Genomic DNA, 17,429 nt, shown 5'->3' on the forward strand with positions numbered 1-17,429 from the left:
GCTGCGAAACACTTCCCTTGGCCGTGGCAACAGTGCGCTTACCCCGAAAAAGCCTTCTTCCACGTGCGCATTGTCAGGTGCTTCCTAGCGGCCTGGATCGCCACAACTTCTGCCTGCATTAAGTCCTGGTCAGACTCTAACGTTAATAGGTGACCGCGTTGAGCCGAACCGCTTACCCCAAAATGGACTTCACCTACCAGGTGGACTTCAACGACCTCTTTTCCGCCAGTGCGCTTTTGGCACGCCGGCGTTATCCGGCCAGCCACCGGCTGCGGCTGAATCTCATCATTGTGGTGACCATGGTGCTTGGCGGTATTTTTAGCGCGACTGCCGGGGTAGTCGCACACATGCTAATGCCAGCCGTTCCCGGATGGACGGCGACCGTGGCGCTCCTTGTCCTTATTTGGCTGTTTTACGCGAAGGTATTGGTGCCTTGGATAACCCGCCAGTCTGCGAAGATGATCAATGCAGCATATCACACCGGTCAGATGCATTTCAGTAGCGATGCGGAGGGTTTGCGCTGGCAAGATGCCGATATCGATTTCCTCCTTCGGTGGAACGGCATCGAGGCAATTTTTCGCACCCCGACCGCGCTGGCGTTCATGAGCGGTGTGATAGCCCTAGTGCTGCCCTTGTCAGCATTTCCTGACCACAAAACGCTCAAACGTTTTCTCGAGCAGGCGCTGGAAAAGATGCCCCCTCAGGCGGCTGAACTCAGTCGCAAGGATCCATCTCTCCAAGCCCTACTCCGTCCATGAAAGGTCCGCCCAGGATATTTGTTAGCCGCGCTGGTGAGGCATGAATCTAAATCGAGGACTAGCGCCAAAGTAATCGCCAGGCTGGCTTCTCGATGGCATGGCTACCCTCTCAGCGTTCAAGATCAACGCCGTGCCAGCAACAGGATTGATCGGATTTCAGTACGAATCCCAATTGTTCATTTCAGCAAGTGGGCAGTCGGGTCCCAAACTGCCGCTCCTTTTCTCGCTATGAACTGAGGATGCGTGCCGTGATAGCGGCGCATTGGCGGCGGATGCCGGGGACGGCTTCGATCTCGCAAAATGGCCGCGTGTGCGTGGACCCACGGCAAGCAGGTGGCGCGATGGCTTTTCCCTTGGCGTCGATGACTCAGCAGTCGTCGTGGACATCAAGCCCAATACCGGACGCGGGTCACTCGTGGACCTCTCCGGGTGCACAGGAGCAACCTTCGAGGCTACTGCGCCCAGTCGAATTTCATGTCCTTGAAATCGAGCTGGGCATTGCCCCCGCCGAAATTGTAGCCGCCGAAATATTCTTCGAAGCCGATGTGGTAGGGGCTAAAGTCGGGGAAGCCCTGGATGGGCCGCATCGTGCCGCCGACATGATTGGGCAGGTGGCTCTTGACCCACTTCTGCAGGCGATAGTTCTCCGTCTCGATGACGCCGCCTTCCCAATAAAATTCGCGCTGATAGCCATTTCCGCCAAATTCGTCAGGGGCAATCCCGGCATTGGGATCTTCCGTGCGCGGCGTGATCCTGATCGCACGGTTGAATGTCAGATGCGGATCGGGAATACCGCCCAATTGCTTGTAGATAAAATACTCCTGGGGCGGTAGCGAGCCCGGTGAGTAGCTCGCGTCCCAAAACGCGGCGGCCGATCCCTTGGTCAGCCACGCCGGCGCGGGAACCTCGGCCAAGGCGCGGCGGCTGGGCGAATGGTCCTGAAAATTCCTGTTCCGTCAGAAGGATCACCGCATATTCGAGATCGAGAACGTCGCGCATGCGGAACAGGCGAGGATGCTCGCTTTGCCGCGCCTCCCAAAAGGGTACCAGGAAAGGGTCGTCCGGTCGCTCTGGGGCGGTTTCATCGAAAAAGGCACGTACTGCGGGGGCGGTGAGCGGCATGCCGTCATTGTGGTCAAAGGCGACGGCAAAGAAGCTCAGGCCGACGATTTCTGGCCCATGCACGCGATAGTCCTCGGGCAGACGGATGGTAAAACCGTGATTGAGCGGATAGCCATTGTTGGGATCGAGCGGCCATTGCGCCGTGCTAATACCAGGCGGCAGGCCGAAGACCCAGCCATCGCCACGCGGTTCGATCTCACCCAGGCTCTGATGCAGCATTTCGATATTGTAAGCGCGCAGGATCTTTTCCTTGGCAAAGGCGGGTGTGATCACAGCGGCGCCTGCAAGGCAGATAAAATTACGACGCGACAGAAGCATGGCAAACGGCCGGCAGAAATTGACGCATAGCAGCCATTGGTAGCAGGTTATCGTCGTGGCAGATTAAACGGACAGTTCGGTCTTCGAGGATGCGCTTTAGTCCAGCATGTTTTCGGGGGGCGAGCCGTCGGTCAGGAAGGCAAACTCATAGGCAATCCCGGCTTCGTCGGTGGCGTCGCAGGTGTACTGCGCGGGGCCGGCCATGGGGTTGCCGGCAAGCGAGCACTGCCCGGTAGCACTGATGTCGAGATTGTCGTTACCGCTGCGATCCCTGCCTTCGGTGACCTGGTCGATCGCCAGGGCAAGGTTGCCGTTCTGTTCGCCGGCAATCCCGCTAAACACGAAGAACCGGCCGTTGGCATCGACGGTCCAGATCGTGAGGTCCATGCGGCTGTCGGTGTAGACGACCTGTATGACTTCGCCGACACAAATGTCCGTAAGGTTCTCCGCATCCGCGACGAAGGTCTGGCATTCGCCGCGCAAAGTGAAGACAGAGTGCGGATCAGCGCCTTGGGCGGCGGGCGAGACGAGCAGGAGACCGGACAGCAGGAGTAAGAGTTTCATTGGCTCATGGTGGTGTGACGATTTTCGTCAGTTTAAACCAAAAAAGGGCGCCGAAGTGGCGGGCGCCTGATTGGCAGGGAATGCGGCAGTGCCCACCCCTTCGCCCCAAAGCTGGCAGAGGGATCGGCCTGAGGGTCTAGGAAGCTTGCAACTGCGACGGTTCCGGATTCGCATAATATGCGGTCTGGAATGGCAGCAGACGCCCCATTTCTGACGTGCGATCGGAACCTAGTGATCCACAGAAGCGGTCATTTCGCCGCTGGCAAGCTCTGCGCCGCTTCGGCCATTTCAAACGCCTTGTTGTCGTTCGAGAGAGGTCTCTGCAGGTCGAAACGTTCATGCAATTGCCTTACCTGCCACTGATAGATCTCCCGCAGACCTGCAGCCGCCTGGATGATGGTCTCCGCCTCAAGCTGGCCGTAGGACGCCCGCAACGCGTCGAGAACCTCCTTGCTACCTCTGGCATCGAATTTTGCGTAGATCGCTGTGGTTGGTGTTCGATCGAATAGCCAATCGTCTGCTTTCATTATGTGGTGTCGAAGCTCATCGAGGAGCGTCTGGGCGTAGATCAGCTCTCCCCGTTTCGCACGTCGGAGTGTTTCATGCAGCGCCGCCAAACCCTTGCTGATGGACTGACTGACATCGTCGGCCGCCACGTCGAATTTCAGCGCTTTCGACTGGGCGAACAAGCTTTTGAGGAAGCCTTTAGGGTCATGAAGGACACGGTTCGGCAGGCCGTACCAAGGTGACGCGCTCATTCGCGCCGCATCGAGATAGAAAATATCCACCTTTCCGAAGGGCTCGAAGTGCGAGACGCAGTGTTGTGCGCCCGGCATCCATTCATTGAAAACAAAGCCCGGCCAACTGCGCGGAATATCCAGACGGCGCCTGACGAAGTCGGAGTGATGTTCACTTTCGACCACCACGCGAAGATCGATGTCCGAGAAAGCATCGCCGCTCCCCGCCGCGAGCGACCCACCGAGAAAAACCCCGAGCACATGCGGTTCGGCAGACAGCATCGCAGCGGCCTGTGTTAGGCGCTCTTCCCTAGCCGAACAAGCGCCAGAAGTTCAGCATTTTCTAGTGCGGGCTCGGACATGCAGACTGCCTAGCTTGCGTGCGTTGACGGCGAGCATTGTATGGAATTCAACGCGTATCGAGAAGTGGAAGTCCCGTTACTGGTCAGTTCATCGCGAAGCGGACTGTCGCCCGCCCACCCCAGTTCGACCGGCAGCAGTCCGAAACCTTTGCAGATCATTAGGGCCGCCGCTAACTCCCAAAAAGCAGCCACGCATTGTGGTTGGCGTTTACATTGCACCGTCCTTGCGATTAGATCGCACCATGAGCACGCAGCGCCACACCGTCGTCAATAATAACGGCCCCTCTGGGGTCGTGGATGTCGTGTGCGCGTTCTAGCGTAGCTCATTGATCACCACTGCCCTGCCGGTTTTCGGAAGGGCTGCAGGATTTGGCTTTTTCGTTCCGGCTTTTGCTCCCGGAGAAAGTCATGTCTGATCCTTTACCTTCAAGCCGCTCTTTCGTTTCCGATTTGCCCCTTCGCATCGGGCAGCGCGTAACACTGTATGGGTTCGCCGAAGCCATTCGCGACCAGAAGCGCATGCGCTTCATCATGCTGCGCGAACCGACCGGCAGGGTTCAGCTCACCCAGAGCAAGGACCACCCGGTGCTCACGGCGACACTGGACGCCTTGACCCCCGAAAGTGCCCTGATCGTGACCGGCACGGTCGTTGCAGCTCCCGCCGTCAAGCTTGGTGGTCTGGAGGTCGTGCTCGAAAGTGTCGACATCTCCGCACTGGCCGATGCCCCTCTGCCGATCACGCGCGACTCAGGTCTCGATAAGTGGATCGACCACCGGCAGGTAAGTCTGCGTTACCCCGAGCAGCAACTGGTCTTTGCCGTGCAAACCACGCTGGAAGAGGCGATGCGCGCATTCTGGAAGCAGCACGGCTTTCGCGAAATCCACTCACCCAAGCTGATGGGGACGGCTAGCGAGTCAGGCTCGGAGGTTTTCGCAGTCAGCTACTTCGATACAACGGCCTTCCTGGCTCAGTCGCCGCAATTCTATAAGCAGATGGCCATCGCTGGCGGCATGGAGAAGGTCTTTGAGATCGGTCCCGTGTTCCGCGCCGAGCCATCATTCACGTCGCGACACGAAACCGAGTTCACCTCCATCGACATGGAAATTGGTTGGATCAAGGACCATCATCAATTGATGGAGTTCGAGGAGCGATGGCTGGCTCATGCTATCGGCGTGGTGGCCGAAGTTCATGGGGCAGAGATCGAGGCGCTTTTTGGCATAAAAGATCACTCCGCCGATGCTGCCCTTCCCGCGGGTCACATTTGCCGAGACCAGCGAAATCCTCGCTCGGCTCGGCCATGTCTCCACCCGTGAAGATGACCTGGATGCGGAAGGCGAGCGTATGCTGTGCGAACACATTGCCACTGAGACGGGCCACGAGTTCGTCTTCATCACCGACTATCCGGCCAGCGGCCGCGCCTTCTACCACATGCGTCACGAGGATCGGCCAAACCTCACCAAAGGCTTCGACTTGCTCTGGCGCGGCCTTGAGATCACTACCGGCGCGCAGCGCGAACATCGCCACGACCGCCTTGTGGCCCAGGCTGAAGAACGCGGGATGCGGCTAGAGTCCCTTTCCGACTATCTTGATTTCTTTCGCTTCGGCTGCCCGCCGCACGGCGGAATGGGAGTGGGATTAGGCCGCATCCTTATGCGCCTGCTCAATGCCGCAAGCATTAGGGAAGTTACCCTGCTCAGCCGCACGCCCAAACGGCTCCGACCCTGACAGCTCGATTAGCAATAGGCGGCGTGCCATCTGGCACGTCGTCTTCATGCCCGGGATACGACCGGTTCGGTGACGACCCCATTGCGGTCATTCAAACGTCTCGCGAAACCACCTGAAAGCCGCCGCAGCTAGATCAAGCTATAGGGTTATCTCTTGGACCGCGTTCGGAAATCTGCTCCCCGCTGCAAACTGACGTGCGAATTCTCTTACCTCCGCGACCGTCTCATCGGTATGCCAAGTGGTCGTAATGTCTTGACCTTCTGCGCCGGAGCCATCGCCAACAATAATCTCGTCTATCACGTCGTGAACTCGCTCGCAGTCCGGCCCCAGTACGCAGATCAGCCGCACGTTACTGCTGATGCAATCCGCAACAAAGTTGGCCAACTTCGGAGAGGTGTGAAGCGGCGCATGAAGTAGGATGATAGGTGAGTAGGTCATGACGCTTAGCCCTCATCCGGAACAATTGCCGGGACAATTCTGAAAAAGCAGACGGACTGCAATCCATCCCACTCCGGCCGCACCCGACCCCATCTCTGCCGTTCGTGGCAGGATGCAAGGACGCTTGAAGCGGACCTTGTATGCCGGTGCGGTCTTGGATCATACCTGTCGCTGATTTCGGGAATTTGCGACAACCTACTCATGGGAGCATTTGGCAGAAATCAAATTGACGCGAGACGAAGCATGCTTTTGAACCGACGCACCTTGCTCGCGATGGGGGTCCTTGGGATGACAGCTCCTCTGGCTGCTCGGGCAGCTATGTCTAAAGTTCTGTATGACGGCAATCTCTTGGCCGACTATTTCCAAATATACCTGGGCGACGAAGCCCATCCTGAATTACCCGACGTCTACACCGATGAGGCGATCGCCCGACGTCTCATGGCCGGGTCGTATGCGGTCATTCTCCACACAGCGCGCAATATGACCGTGCCGATCCGCGTTGAATGGCACGACATACGACCCGCTCTCGATCTCAATGCCTACCAACACATTGTCGAGGCTCATTTCGATTGTCCCTCAGGCCAACTCGTGCTGGCTGGCCTGACGGACTACGACGCCACCGCTCCGCGACTTTCGGTGAAAGCAGGGCCGCTTGGCGTGCGTGCCAGCTTTTCCGGTCTCGACACGCTCAGTGAAGATGGTCTTGAAGGAGATGATCAATACGTAGTTCAGCTCTGGCCCGGAGCTGAACCGGAAGGCGTGCGTGTGTTGAAGGCATGGCCTGGCGAATAAAGGGCCGCTTTCCAGCCAGCCGACCGGAAAGCAGCCTTTCCGTTCCCCCAACTACTCGTGTGTCGAACCCTGATGTCCGCATTGAGGAAGTGCGAACGTTCGTCAAACAGCCGAAATGGGGCGCGTTTCTGCCTGGCAGGTGTCGACTCCCCTACGGATATTCCGACGCCGCTAATGCCAACCCAAGCGCACAACCGGCCAAGCAGCCAAGCAGTAGAGCACCAGACCAGGCGGCGGCTCCGGCAGCTCAGTAAGCTTGAACATCAAACGCTAGTGGCGACCTAAGGGCCGCCTCCGACGTTAGCTGGCGAAGGCCAGGCCTGCCGAGCTGCTACACTGCCCGGCACCGATCTATCCAGTTCGAGTATCGTCGAAGTCAAGGATACTTCGGGCCGGCCACGCCGCCCTCCAAACCCCTCGTCATGTCCATTGATCGAATGGGCTAGCTGCCCACCAATAGTGGGTGAGCTGTGGCACCTGGGCCGTACGGGCCCAGTACCGCTCCTTGTGAGGCAGATCCACTCCGGACGCGGCAAAGCCGGCGCGAGCATCGTCGAGCCATGCCTCGAACTGTCGTTCGTTATTAGCCGCGACAGTGAGTTCTTCGCGGCTCAGTTCGTTGCCGGCGTGGTCCTCTACCATATGGACGACTATCATGGCGCTGTGCCTCCGCTGACGACAAGATCAGCAACCATTGCGCCGCTGGTACAAGACAACAAGGGTCGGACTAGTGCCTTTGTTCCATCAACCTCTTGAATAGAGCCTTGTCAGCAACGCCCCTGGATGCATGTCCCCGCGTCTGGCTAATGTTCAAGACCACCAAGGTGTCGCCCTTCTGAAGGTCGGCCCCTCCGGCTATTGCCTCTCTGAGCCCTGGTGAATTCAATGTTGAGGTTAACAGGTAGAACGACGTGGTTTCGCACCACACCTCACCGACTGCCGCGGTCTCGATCGCTACTACCAGTGCGGCGTGGCGGGCGGCATAGTCGGCACCGTCTTCAAGCACGAAGCTCACCGCAAAAAGTGACATCCGGTACTTAGTCCTTCTGAAAAGGGAAGGATATCAAACCGCAGGTGTCGGCACTACCCCGGCGTCGGGCGGTTACAAGAGAGCGCCTCCCTTGGGCGCCGCTGATCTGAACGTCGTTGGTCCAGGCCTTGGCCTGTTGGCAATGACCAATCCCGGGCATCGTTGAGTCCCTGAAGTGCATTTGTGGCCTGCCCCGTGTTTAGTGTCTGCACTGCGCGGCTGGAACGTATCGTGGAGCGGGGCGTTGCCACGATGGAGTATCAACATTGTCAGATCAACAGCACGACGCGGGCACCGCCAGTGCGAAGATATCGGTCTTCCAAGGGGTTGCCACCTTTGCCCTGATCGCGTCGCTGCTCTACTTAGGCGCTGGGATACTTGTGCCTTTGGTGCTTGCCACACTGCTGGCTTTTGCCCTGACACCCCTCGTCACTTCGCTTAATCGCCGGCTGCACCTGCCCGATCCACTTGCGGTCATTGTCGCTGTGGCGCTCGCGCTCGCGGCACTGGGGTTCTTCGCCTATGTCGCCGGTACCCAGATCGTCAATCTCACGCAGGAACTGCCCGGTTACCAGCAGATCATCTTGACCAAGGTCGCAGGTCTCCAGGCCCAGTTTGGTGAAAACACCCTTTTCGAGCAGATCAATAGCGTCATTTCCAGCGTCGCCGAGCAGACCTCAGGCAATGACGCCGACGCGCCACGTCGGCCCGGCGAGCCTATTCCGGTGACCATTTCCAACCAGATCGGCCCGGTCGGAATCATCGGCTCCGTACTTGGTTCGATCGTCGGGCCGGTGGCGACCGTCGCCATTGTTGTAGTATTCCTGATCTTCCTGCTCTTGGGCCGGGGCGACCTGCAGGAACGCTTTATCCGCTTGGTCAGCGCCGGCCGGTATTCCAAGACGAATATTGCCATTGCTGATGCCAGCCATCGGGTCGGGCGCTACCTGCTGATCCAACTTGGCGTCAACATTACTTACGGCATCATATTCGGCGTTGGTCTGTGGCTGATAGGGGTTCCCAGCGCGGTGCTCTGGGGACTTCTGATCATCCTTTTTCGCTACATTCCCTTTGTCGGCGCATTGATCATTGCAGTGGTGCCGTTCCTTCTGGCCTTTGCCGTTGATCCTGGCTGGAATATGCTGCTGCTATCCGTCGGCCTTTTTCTGCTGCTTGATTTGACTACGGCCAATGTCATCGAACCGCGCCTCTATGGATCAAGCACCGGCGTATCACCCATCGCCATCCTGCTCTCAGCTATGTTCTGGGCTACGCTATGGGGGCCGGTCGGACTGATCCTCGCTACCCCGATGACGGTGTGCCTCGTGGTCATTGGGCGTCACCTACCGCAATTTCAGTTCTTTGAAACCCTCTTGGGCAGCGAGCCTGTCCTCACCTCCGCCGAGCGCCTCTACCAGCGAATGATGAAGGGTGATGCGGAGGGTGCCATCGACATTGCTGAGGACTATGTAGAGGACCATGGTGCCGGCCGTTTCCTGAACGAGGTAATGATGCCGTCGCTTTCGTTGGCCCACAGCGAATTGTCGGACCGGGCCGAAGCCTTGCCCCAGCGCCGCCAGTTGGTGCAGTCCTTCGAGGCCGTGATCAATGAGGTCGCCCCCATCAAATGGCCCGAACAGAGCAAGCTGCTGCTGATCGGCGGTCGCACCGAAATCGATGAGTGCGCCGCAATGCTGGTGGCGCACCGGCTGGCCGAGGAGGAACTGCAATGTCGTGTCCTTCCGCCTCTTGCCATTCGTCAGGAAGCCATCGGCCGCCTCGACACAGATGGGGTAGAGGTTATAGTGCTGGTCTTCATGGGCACCGACATCCGCGCTCAGGCACGATACGTGTCACGTCGCCTGGGCCGCATGGCGCCCGATGTCCGCATTCTGGTCTGCGCGCTCAATGAAGCAAGCGGCGGCGAGACGCACGAGACGCTGCATGTCGATGCCATTTTCCGTACTGTGGAGGACGTGGTAGAGGGCGCGCTGCTTCGTGACATGCGCGAGCAGCAGGTCGATCGCGCCCGGGTGCACAAGAGGATGCCGTTCCTAGGCGCGGGTCGCGGCAACGATGAGCTGGGTCGAGCCATCCAGCAGATCGCCGACGATTTCGACATCCCAGTCGCGGCCATAAACCTGTTGACCGACGAGCGGCACCTCGAAGACGTTGACGCCTATGGCCTCACCAGTATCGTGGCGGAGACCCGCCAGCCGCTGGTTGTGTTGTCCGGTGCACCTCATCCGCTGGTTGGCGAGAATGCCTATCTTCAGACCAACGGCATCGACCTCTATGCAGGCGCCCCACTGATCCTGCCGGATGGAGAATGCGTCGGGGCCCTGGTACTGCTCGATTACGATCCGCGCACCTTCACCGATAAGGACGTGGCGCGTCTGGTTGCCGCAGCCGACGACCTGGTGCTTCGTTTCGGGGGCCAGGAGGCGGCCACAATTCCGTAAGGTCGCTGAATGACCGCCTCGGTCGCATCACCAAGATGGGTGATCGGTATTGAGGAAGCTCTTGGTGATCGGCGCGACCTCTCTGGTCCGCCGGGCCAGGTACAAGCCCGAGGCGGCCGATCCCTACCGTCTGGCATTGCTTGCCCGAAAGCCGGCGCGTGTTGCGAGCGTGGCCATGGCCAACAAAATGGCCCGCGTGCATAATATGCGGTTTGGAACGGCGGCAGTTTCCAACTTCATTGCCGTTCTTCAAGCACTCATGTGCGTGCGAAATTCCAAAAGCTGCCCTGTCGCTCACTCGCCGCTCTGGTAGGCTCCGGGTCTAGTCCACGTCCAATCCGACATCGTACCTGGTGGGATGGTTTTGTTTGGCTCGGCAGGTCATAGAGATTGAGCATACATTATGAGGTGGTTGGGCAACTGGCTCGTCGGCAATAGAGACGTCATCAAGCCCAGGCTCCGTTCGCTCCTCGCTCTGAGTGGGTCGGAACAGAGTTGGCGCCAGAGCGACGACGGCCGCGAAAGCAACGCAGTTACCCATCCATCAGGTAGCTTCTGATCATCCTCACTAAGACGTTGGCGGGATAGGGCTTCTGCAACCACCCAATAGGATAAGCTGGGGCGGCTCGATTCCGAGTTTCGGTATCGTTGGCATGGGCAGACGAAAAGATTGAACGCAGGCGGAGGGTGGTGAAAAGCTCTATGGCTGTATCAACACCATCCTTTCGACCCGCGAGCCTGATATCTGTAATGGCGAGATCTGGGAGTTCGGATGCTGCTAACGATAGTGCCTCCTCGGCGGTAGCAGCGATGCCGACGACCTCAAATCCTGCATCGAGGAGACGATTTTCCAGCTCAAGAGCGATCAGGAATTCATCCTCCACAATGAGTATCCGGAGCGTTCCTGTAGGGCTTGGAACTGGCCTGTTTATGGCGGCAGGTTCTCGATTAATGCGGGCAGGTTTGTCGCCAATTGCAAGCCAGGTCATCAAGTCGCTACTTTCAGTCTGACTGCCGGTCCGCGAATCTAACCGTGCATTCCGCTCCGGCCCCCGGAGCGACCGAAAACGATCCTCGTAGCTGGCGCACAAGCCCAGACACCAGCCCCGTGCCTGACGAACGCCGTCCGGTGTCCGCAAAGTTAAAGCCCGGACCGTCATCCCGCACGCGGAGAACAAAGTCCCCGTCGGTCCGGGCAAGCGAAACCCAAATCTGACAGCTTCCGGCATGGTCGCAGCCGTGCTTTGCCGCGTTGGTCAGGAGTTCATTGATGATTAGGGCCAACGGCATGGTTGCGTCATTCGGCAAGAACTTGGCGGCAACGTCGATGTTAAGTGTGACCTTGTCGGAAAACGCTTGGCTAGCGCTCTTGCATACGGCATCGACGAAATCGCGAGCGTCCACTCCAGACCGGCTATGCTCGGTGTAGAGGGTCTGCTGGGCAGCGGCCATCGCCCCTACGCGCTGAGCAGCATTCCCCAGAACGGCGCGAGCCTCGGTACTCTTGCTTTCCCGTTCAGCCGAACGGATCAACGAATAGAGCATGGCCATGTTGTTTTTGACGCGGTGATTGAGTTCATCGAGCAAAAGCTTCTGGTTCGTTTCCGCCAGCTTCCGGTCGCTGATATCCACCAACATATTCACCGCGCCCACAAGTTCACCACGCTCGTTCCGCATCGGTGTGGGAAAGGGCAGGAACGGGAACATGGTACCGTCGGGTCGCTGCGCCATGGCTTCCACGCCGCGGATCGGCCGATTCTCCTTCAAAGCGATCGCCATCGGGCATTCATCATGGGGAAGGGGCTGCCCGTCGCCCGTAAACAGGCGGAAAGTGACGCACCACTCATCCACACCAATGACGGGCTCTCGACCGGCAAGCTCGGCAGCAGCCTTGTTGTAGTAGGTGATCTTGCCCTGTGCGTCGGTGGTGTAGACAGCTGCCGGAAGCGCCTCGAGGATCTGATGCATTTCCTCGTCTTTGCGGGCCAATTGCCGTCTGACCTCCACGATCTCTGTGACGTCACTCGTAAAGCAACGCGTGTTGAGGAACTGCCCATCGCGAAACTGCGCGCTGGAGGTGATCTCGACATGCTTGATAGAGCCGTCCTTGGCCCGCAGACGCGCCGGAAAGCGGACCAGCTTTTCCCCCGCGGCGAGCCGGTCCAGTATTTCGGCTATCGTCTCGGAATCTGCATGGAACTCGGAAATCTGCCGACCAATGTACTCCTCGGCCGTGTAACCGAGCAGATCTAGCTCTGCTCGATTGGCGCGCAGGATGGACCCATCGCTCCCCACCAAATGCAGGGGAAGAGCACCATTCTCAAAAAAGTCCTCGTAATCTTCTGAAGATATTTCCCGCCTAGGGACTTCGAAACTGTCCCTCATTAGCCCAACATTGCTCATCCGCCGCCCCTGCGTGACATCAACCTACGGTTCGTCAACCAAGCTCAACCCACCTGCCGTTCAATGGTTCCCGGACGCTTGCCTTGGGGACTGCGCCTGTCCGGGTGGCTTAGATGGTTCCTCGCCGGCTGGTGGGCGTTTGGGAGGAGGCCTCACCCGGTAACGAGGTGGATCCTTTGGCGAGCATACTCACGTCCTGAATTGCGTAGATGGCCTATTCGTCGCCGAATAGTGTTCGGCACGGGTGGAACTTCCTTTACTTGTCCCCAAATAAATGAAATAAGTGCCTCACGTTTTCAGCCATCGTTGGCTGCCTGTTCTGCCGGTTTTCGGCCCCTGGCTACCTCCTTATTTTGCGAACGTTTAGAATCCATTGGCGTCTTGCCTTTGGACAATCTGCCCGCTCGCTTCAGCTCCGGGCTACATTACAGGACTATTCAAATGATCAACGGCACCGTCAAGTTCTTCAACACGACCAAGGGTTTTGGTTTCATCTCCCCTGAAGGCGGCGACAAGGACGCTTTCGTCCATATCTCCGCGGTTGAGCGTTCGGGCCTGAACGGCCTCTACGAGAACGACAAGGTCACTTATGAACTTGAGACCGGCCGCGATGGCAAGGTTTCGGCAACCAACCTGACTCTAGTCTAGCATCTTTACCGGGCCTCTTGGCCCGGTTTGCCTCCCACTGGTCGAGGCACCGATCGCGCCCGCGCGGCGAATTCTTCAACTTCCAGTCCGTCATCGGCCGCGCGCCCTATCTCGGGCGCGTGGCTTTTTGGCCACCCAAGGATCGAATATCATGGAAAACTTCAATTTCGGCGCCCGAGCGGAACTCTTTGCTAGCCGTCGCTATGCCAAGACCAACCAGACCCAGTATCGGCGCTTCAGAACGGCCGCCGAGGCCGTACAGTTCGTCATCGAAGAGCTGCCAGTTGCAGCTCGAGCGGGATCCTACCTTGAGGTTAACGAGCAGCGCTTTGAAGGCGGCACCATCCAGGCGCTCTACGATCACGCCGCATATCCCCTAGAGCGTGAACACTGACCACAATCTGACCACCGGGCGGGCCACTGCCTGGTCAAACGACGGTGGCGGCGGCTTTGCTGGGTGACCTGCTCTCGGTCCTCCTGGCGTCCTATGACGACTTGGGCGCCTTCAGCGGGCGCATTCGGGTTTCAGTGCCGCGCATGGTGGTGGGCGAAATGGCAACGACGACACTGGCATTGATCGTCCACGAGCTTGCCACAAACTCGTTGAAATACGGAGCTCTATCCCTGCCGACGGGTTTGGTCGATGTGTCCTGTTCCGCCAGGGACGATGCTGTCACGGTCGTTTGGACCGGCGGCCCACCGGTCGTGCAGTCCACCGCGCCCGCCGGTTATGGCACCCGGCTTGTCGAGCGCAGTATCACCAGCGCCCTGCGCGGTTCAATCCAGTACGATTGGGCTGAGGATGGCCTCGTCGTCACGCTCAAGATTAATCCGGAACGCCTCGCGGTCTGAGGCAGATGCGCCTAGTCGAACAGATGAAGTTCGCCTGCAGCACGGTTCGCCTCATCCATTGACGCGTCGAGCGTGGCCTTGAGGATGCGCAGTTCGGCCTTGAGCCGAGGGCTCAGGTCCAGCACCTGCCATTCGGCGAGCTTCTGCTGCCATTCTGCAACCTCGACGATCAGCTGGCGAGAGCGATCGAGCGTTTCGGGATTGGAGTGAACGGCAGCCCGTTCAGCATTCTCTGCCAGCTCGACCAATTCGACAGTGCTGACAACCCAGGTGGGAAGCGCTGTGCGCACGGTTTCGATTTGCGAGACGATGTCTGCGTCGGCCGGATAGTCATGCATAATGGGTCTTTCCGCGCGGCGTTGCGAAGTGCATACGACGCCGCTCACTCAACTCCGGCATCCAACGAATGGTTGCCAGGGACAACTCAGGTGCCAAACGCACCTGAGAGATTTCCCAAATGACTGGCCCGATTGTCGTTCTCGTTGTCGAGGACGACGCGATCACCCGCATAAACATCGTGGATGCCCTGCACGACGAGGGCTTCAAGGTTCACGAAGCGCCAACCTCTGAAGAGGCTCTGCAAACCTTGGACGCTGAACTAGGGGTGGATTGTCTCCTCACCGATGTAGACTTGGGAGCCGGCCTGGACGGCCTGCGCCTAGCGTCGCAGGCTCGCGGAAATTTCCCATTGGTCGAGATCGTCGTCGTGTCGGGCCAGCTGCGACAGATGCCGACTGACGTGCCCGATGCACGGTTCTTCATCAAGCCCTACGATCCGGCAACCATTGCGGACGCGGTGCGTGCCATGGTCCTTGAAGGCCGTAATCGCAACCGCTGAAGCGGTCCTCGGCGGGGCCATTGTGTTCCAGACTCAGGGATGCCTCGGACGTCTACCAGCCAGATGTCATCAGGGGCAGATACTCCAAGCCGTTGAAGCCCGTGTTGTCGCCGAGCGGCAGTAGAAACTGAGCGACCGGCCGGGCCCGACCTATCGCCGAGGCTCAAGGCCGAACTGTGTATCCTTAAGGGGACCCCGGATACCTCGATGGGATGAAGCCAATGCTGCGGCCGAGCGCCTCTGGTGGTCCGGTGCGGACCACTTGTTTTCGTCTGGCGTGCAACCACTAGGCTCATCCCACGTTGGGCCTACACGTTTAACAATCCAGCAACCCGGTCAGCGCTCCGTTGGCCGGGCTTTTTGTTGTCTACCTACAGGTGACCAATGCGTGCCATTCTCGCTTTCTCCGCCTTCGCCCTTCTTTCCTCTGGTGCCGTAGCCCAAGAGGCTGTGCCAGACGGCACTTGGCGCGACTCCTTTGGAACGACACTGCAGTTCTCGCTCTGTGGAGAGGGCACGCAGTTGTGTGCGACACTGCTCGAAGTTCAGGGTGAATCTCGGACCGAAGGCAACCTGGCCTTTGTGAACAAGCAGATCATGCAGGCGGACCAGACAGCCGCCAACGAATGGAAGGGCACTGTCATGTTCGACGGCAGCGAGGCGGAGAGCACCATTACTCAGGTGGCCGCGGATACGATCGAGATCGAGGGTTGCAGAGTGGTGGTGCTATGCCAGACCCTCTCGTTCAGCCGCATAACTGACGATGCTCCCGCCTCCTGACGACGGCGCTATCGCACGTCAACGGACTACCTTCCACAAACTTCCCCGACCCGTCGGGGAAGTTTTCATGCGTTCTGCCATACAATCACCTTTCCATGGCTTGGAGCCAGAATGACCCAGCATCTAAAAATCGCGTTTACCCTGCTGGCTTTGCTTCAGCCAGTGACGGTTATGGCGCAGAGCATGCCTGCAGCTGGGGAGCTCACTGCTGACGTCATCAATGGAGCGCAGCTGGGCTTGGACGTGGGGCTACAAAGGCGCCTTTTTATCGAGACAACACCAGAAATCGCGGATGGGACCGAAGCCGCGCCCATCCTGCCTAGTGCTTCAGTCGCCCGTTTGCAGATATTGCTGGATCAGCATGGTATCTCACCCGGCGTCATTGATGGCTTCGACGGCGACAATGTCCGCAAGGCCATCATGGCATTTCAGTTCATGTACGGCCTTGCGATCGACGGCAATCTCAATCCAGAAGTGCTGGCGGTGCTTGAGACAGGCGCACAGGTCATCGGGGCCTATCAAGTAACAGCGGACGATGAGGCTGCGGTGGTGCCTGCCATACCTTCGGACTATGCCGAAATGGCAACGCTGACATTTCTCGGCTATGAGAGCGTTCGGGAGATGGTCGCCGAACGTTTCCACATGGATGTGGATTTTCTGGCTGCGCTAAACCCCTCCGCTACGTTTCACGCAGGGGAGACGGTTTTCATCGCGATGACCGGTACCAACCAGGTCGGGCAGGCAGCTCAGATCGTGGCGGACAAGACTTTGCGCCAGGTGCGGGCCTATGACGAGGCTGGACGATTGCTCGCGGCCTATCCGGCAACAATCGGCAGCGAAGACAACCCGTCCCCCACCGGGGTGTACACTGTTGGGCAGGCAACGCCGATGCCTAACTACACCTACAATCCGGCAATCAACTTCCAGCAGGGCGAAAACGCCGAGGTCCTGACGATCCCGCCCGGACCTAATGGACCTGTCGGCTCAATGTGGATTGCGCTTTCCAAGCCTACCTACGGCATTCATGGAACCCCAGAGCCGGCCCTGATTGACAAGACCGGCTCTCATGGCTGTATTCGTCTGACCAATTGGGACGCGGAAGAATTGGCCGCCATGGTGGGACCTGGGGTGACGGTCACATTCCTCTAGCGTCAGAAGATGTCAGGCCGCCTCGATAGCGGCTTCGACGTCGCCGATGGAGTGGCCGGTCAGATCCTTGGCGATCTCACCAAGAAGCTTGGCGGTCAGGGCCTTGTGGTAGTGCTTGCGCATTTCGCCGAGGGCTCGTGGCCATCCAGGTCCCTCTTGTTCAGCATCGCGATGATGCCAGCAGATGTCCGCCTTGGCGAGCACTGGCGTGATCAACGGCCGACCAAGGAAGGAGAGGCCAAAGAGTGCCACCGCCACCCACAGCATCCAGTTCATCCGAAAGCGCACGATGTCGCCATCGGCCTGTCGGATGAGATCGCCGTCACACAAGGTCCAGATGAGATGCGCCGCGCCGAGTGTGCAGACGGAGAGCCTCTCCAATGGCTGCTTTCCGTCATGTTGCGATCAAAAGCAGACTGACCGCTACCCACCCCACAGTTGCCTGTCAGA

The 17,429-nt window shown here is 58.7% G+C and carries 18 protein-coding genes and 3 pseudogenes; 11 read left to right on the top strand and 10 right to left on the bottom strand.

The features are described 5' to 3' along the window. Positions 1-158 precede the first annotated feature (158 nt). Complete coding sequence (locus N8A98_RS00275; RefSeq protein ID WP_262165583.1) at positions 159-758, top strand: YcxB family protein; 600 nt, start codon at positions 159-161, stop codon at positions 756-758. Positions 759-1,210: 452 nt separating this feature from the next. Here the strand turns inward: N8A98_RS00275 and N8A98_RS00280 are convergent. The 3 genes and pseudogenes from N8A98_RS00280 to N8A98_RS00290 form a co-directional block, all read right to left on the bottom strand. Then, positions 1,211-2,120: pseudogene (locus N8A98_RS00280) on the bottom strand (hypothetical protein). Between the two features lie 174 nt (positions 2,121-2,294). Then, a complete protein-coding gene (locus tag N8A98_RS00285; RefSeq protein WP_262165585.1) occupies positions 2,295-2,762 on the bottom strand; it encodes a hypothetical protein in 468 nt (155 codons plus the stop codon). Positions 2,763-3,010: 248 nt separating this feature from the next. Continuing rightward, positions 3,011-3,781 carry a nucleotidyltransferase domain-containing protein gene (locus tag N8A98_RS00290; protein ID WP_262165587.1) on the bottom strand — a complete coding sequence of 257 codons (771 nt, stop codon included), beginning with the start codon at positions 3,779-3,781 and terminating at the stop codon, positions 3,011-3,013. A 488-nt stretch (positions 3,782-4,269) separates the two neighbouring features. Here N8A98_RS00290 and aspS point away from each other — a divergent pair. Then, positions 4,270-5,587: pseudogene (gene aspS / locus N8A98_RS00295) on the top strand (aspartate--tRNA(Asn) ligase). 138 nt (positions 5,588-5,725) lie between these two features. Here aspS and N8A98_RS23410 read toward each other — a convergent pair. Next, entirely contained in the window at positions 5,726-6,025 is a 300-nt protein-coding gene (locus N8A98_RS23410; RefSeq protein WP_449240162.1) for a DUF7684 family protein, read from the bottom strand. A gap of 318 nt (positions 6,026-6,343) precedes the next feature. Between N8A98_RS23410 and N8A98_RS00300 the strand changes: the two genes are divergently transcribed. Next, entirely contained in the window at positions 6,344-6,817 is a 474-nt protein-coding gene (locus N8A98_RS00300; RefSeq protein WP_262165588.1) for a hypothetical protein, read from the top strand. Between the two features lie 420 nt (positions 6,818-7,237). On the opposite strand, the gene N8A98_RS00305 is transcribed toward N8A98_RS00300, so the two are convergent. Then, positions 7,238-7,474: a hypothetical protein gene (locus N8A98_RS00305; protein ID WP_262165589.1), complete on the bottom strand. Its 237-nt coding sequence runs from the start codon at positions 7,472-7,474 to the stop codon at positions 7,238-7,240. Positions 7,475-7,544: 70 nt separating this feature from the next. Beyond that, positions 7,545-7,847: a hypothetical protein gene (locus N8A98_RS00310; RefSeq protein ID WP_262165590.1), complete on the bottom strand. Its 303-nt coding sequence runs from the start codon at positions 7,845-7,847 to the stop codon at positions 7,545-7,547. Positions 7,848-8,113: 266 nt separating this feature from the next. Here N8A98_RS00310 and N8A98_RS00315 point away from each other — a divergent pair, with 266 nt between their 5' ends. Continuing rightward, a complete protein-coding gene (locus N8A98_RS00315; RefSeq protein ID WP_262165592.1) occupies positions 8,114-10,309 on the top strand; it encodes an AI-2E family transporter in 2,196 nt (731 codons plus the stop codon). 11 nt (positions 10,310-10,320) lie between these two features. After that, positions 10,321-10,622, top strand: a pseudogene (locus tag N8A98_RS00320) (hypothetical protein); the annotation flags it as partial. A gap of 220 nt (positions 10,623-10,842) precedes the next feature. Here N8A98_RS00320 and N8A98_RS00325 read toward each other — a convergent pair. Then, positions 10,843-11,298: a response regulator gene (locus N8A98_RS00325; protein ID WP_262165594.1), complete on the bottom strand. Its 456-nt coding sequence runs from the start codon at positions 11,296-11,298 to the stop codon at positions 10,843-10,845. Between the two features lie 13 nt (positions 11,299-11,311). Beyond that, entirely contained in the window at positions 11,312-12,712 is a 1,401-nt protein-coding gene (locus tag N8A98_RS00330; RefSeq protein WP_262165596.1) for a sensor histidine kinase, read from the bottom strand. A 441-nt stretch (positions 12,713-13,153) separates the two neighbouring features. Here N8A98_RS00330 and N8A98_RS00335 point away from each other — a divergent pair, with 441 nt between their 5' ends. The 3 genes from N8A98_RS00335 (at position 13,154) to N8A98_RS00345 (ending at position 14,212) form a co-directional block, all read left to right on the top strand. After that, positions 13,154-13,360, top strand: coding sequence for a cold-shock protein (locus N8A98_RS00335; RefSeq protein WP_262165597.1), 207 nt, complete (start codon positions 13,154-13,156; stop codon positions 13,358-13,360). A 151-nt stretch (positions 13,361-13,511) separates the two neighbouring features. Beyond that, entirely contained in the window at positions 13,512-13,754 is a 243-nt protein-coding gene (locus N8A98_RS00340) for a hypothetical protein (RefSeq protein WP_262165599.1), read from the top strand. Positions 13,755-13,798: 44 nt separating this feature from the next. Beyond that, complete coding sequence (locus N8A98_RS00345; protein WP_262165600.1) at positions 13,799-14,212, top strand: sensor histidine kinase family protein; 414 nt, start codon at positions 13,799-13,801, stop codon at positions 14,210-14,212. Positions 14,213-14,223: 11 nt separating this feature from the next. On the opposite strand, the gene N8A98_RS00350 is transcribed toward N8A98_RS00345, so the two are convergent. After that, complete coding sequence (locus N8A98_RS00350; protein ID WP_262165602.1) at positions 14,224-14,550, bottom strand: hypothetical protein; 327 nt, start codon at positions 14,548-14,550, stop codon at positions 14,224-14,226. 119 nt (positions 14,551-14,669) lie between these two features. Between N8A98_RS00350 and N8A98_RS00355 the strand changes: the two genes are divergently transcribed. From N8A98_RS00355 to N8A98_RS00365, 3 genes are all read left to right on the top strand, one after another. Beyond that, on the top strand, positions 14,670-15,050 hold the full coding sequence (locus N8A98_RS00355) for a response regulator (RefSeq protein ID WP_262165604.1): 381 nt from the start codon (positions 14,670-14,672) through the stop codon (positions 15,048-15,050). Between the two features lie 384 nt (positions 15,051-15,434). Beyond that, positions 15,435-15,830 (top strand): hypothetical protein, encoded by a 396-nt coding sequence (locus N8A98_RS00360; protein ID WP_262165605.1) that lies wholly within the window; start codon positions 15,435-15,437, stop codon positions 15,828-15,830. Between the two features lie 111 nt (positions 15,831-15,941). Continuing rightward, complete coding sequence (locus N8A98_RS00365) at positions 15,942-16,979, top strand: L,D-transpeptidase family protein (protein ID WP_262165607.1); 1,038 nt, start codon at positions 15,942-15,944, stop codon at positions 16,977-16,979. A 12-nt stretch (positions 16,980-16,991) separates the two neighbouring features. Here the strand turns inward: N8A98_RS00365 and N8A98_RS00370 are convergent, their stop codons facing one another. Next, positions 16,992-17,360, bottom strand: coding sequence for a baeRF12 domain-containing protein (locus N8A98_RS00370; protein ID WP_262165609.1), 369 nt, complete (start codon positions 17,358-17,360; stop codon positions 16,992-16,994). Between the last annotated feature and the right edge of the window lie 69 nt (positions 17,361-17,429).

Origin of the sequence: Devosia neptuniae (assembly GCF_025452235.1) — a bacterium.
Lineage (GTDB): Bacteria > Pseudomonadota > Alphaproteobacteria > Rhizobiales > Devosiaceae > Devosia.

Bases quoted from the DNA above. Each gene is read 5' to 3' on its own strand.
- N8A98_RS00285 (WP_262165585.1), bottom strand. From the start codon at position 2,762: ATGAAACTCTTACTCCTGCTGTCCGGTCTCCTGCTCGTCTCGCCCGCC.
- N8A98_RS00290 (WP_262165587.1), bottom strand. From the start codon at position 3,781: ATGCTGTCTGCCGAACCGCATGTGCTCGGGGTTTTTCTCGGTGGGTCG.
- N8A98_RS23410 (WP_449240162.1), bottom strand. From the start codon at position 6,025: ATGACCTACTCACCTATCATCCTACTTCATGCGCCGCTTCACACCTCT.
- N8A98_RS00300 (WP_262165588.1), top strand. From the start codon at position 6,344: ATGTCTAAAGTTCTGTATGACGGCAATCTCTTGGCCGACTATTTCCAA.
- N8A98_RS00305 (WP_262165589.1), bottom strand. From the start codon at position 7,474: ATGATAGTCGTCCATATGGTAGAGGACCACGCCGGCAACGAACTGAGC.
- N8A98_RS00310 (WP_262165590.1), bottom strand. From the start codon at position 7,847: ATGTCACTTTTTGCGGTGAGCTTCGTGCTTGAAGACGGTGCCGACTAT.
- N8A98_RS00325 (WP_262165594.1), bottom strand. From the start codon at position 11,298: ATGACCTGGCTTGCAATTGGCGACAAACCTGCCCGCATTAATCGAGAA.
- N8A98_RS00330 (WP_262165596.1), bottom strand. From the start codon at position 12,712: ATGAGCAATGTTGGGCTAATGAGGGACAGTTTCGAAGTCCCTAGGCGG.
- N8A98_RS00335 (WP_262165597.1), top strand. From the start codon at position 13,154: ATGATCAACGGCACCGTCAAGTTCTTCAACACGACCAAGGGTTTTGGT.
- N8A98_RS00340 (WP_262165599.1), top strand. From the start codon at position 13,512: ATGGAAAACTTCAATTTCGGCGCCCGAGCGGAACTCTTTGCTAGCCGT.
- N8A98_RS00350 (WP_262165602.1), bottom strand. From the start codon at position 14,550: ATGCATGACTATCCGGCCGACGCAGACATCGTCTCGCAAATCGAAACC.
- N8A98_RS00355 (WP_262165604.1), top strand. From the start codon at position 14,670: ATGACTGGCCCGATTGTCGTTCTCGTTGTCGAGGACGACGCGATCACC.
- N8A98_RS00360 (WP_262165605.1), top strand. From the start codon at position 15,435: ATGCGTGCCATTCTCGCTTTCTCCGCCTTCGCCCTTCTTTCCTCTGGT.
- N8A98_RS00365 (WP_262165607.1), top strand. From the start codon at position 15,942: ATGACCCAGCATCTAAAAATCGCGTTTACCCTGCTGGCTTTGCTTCAG.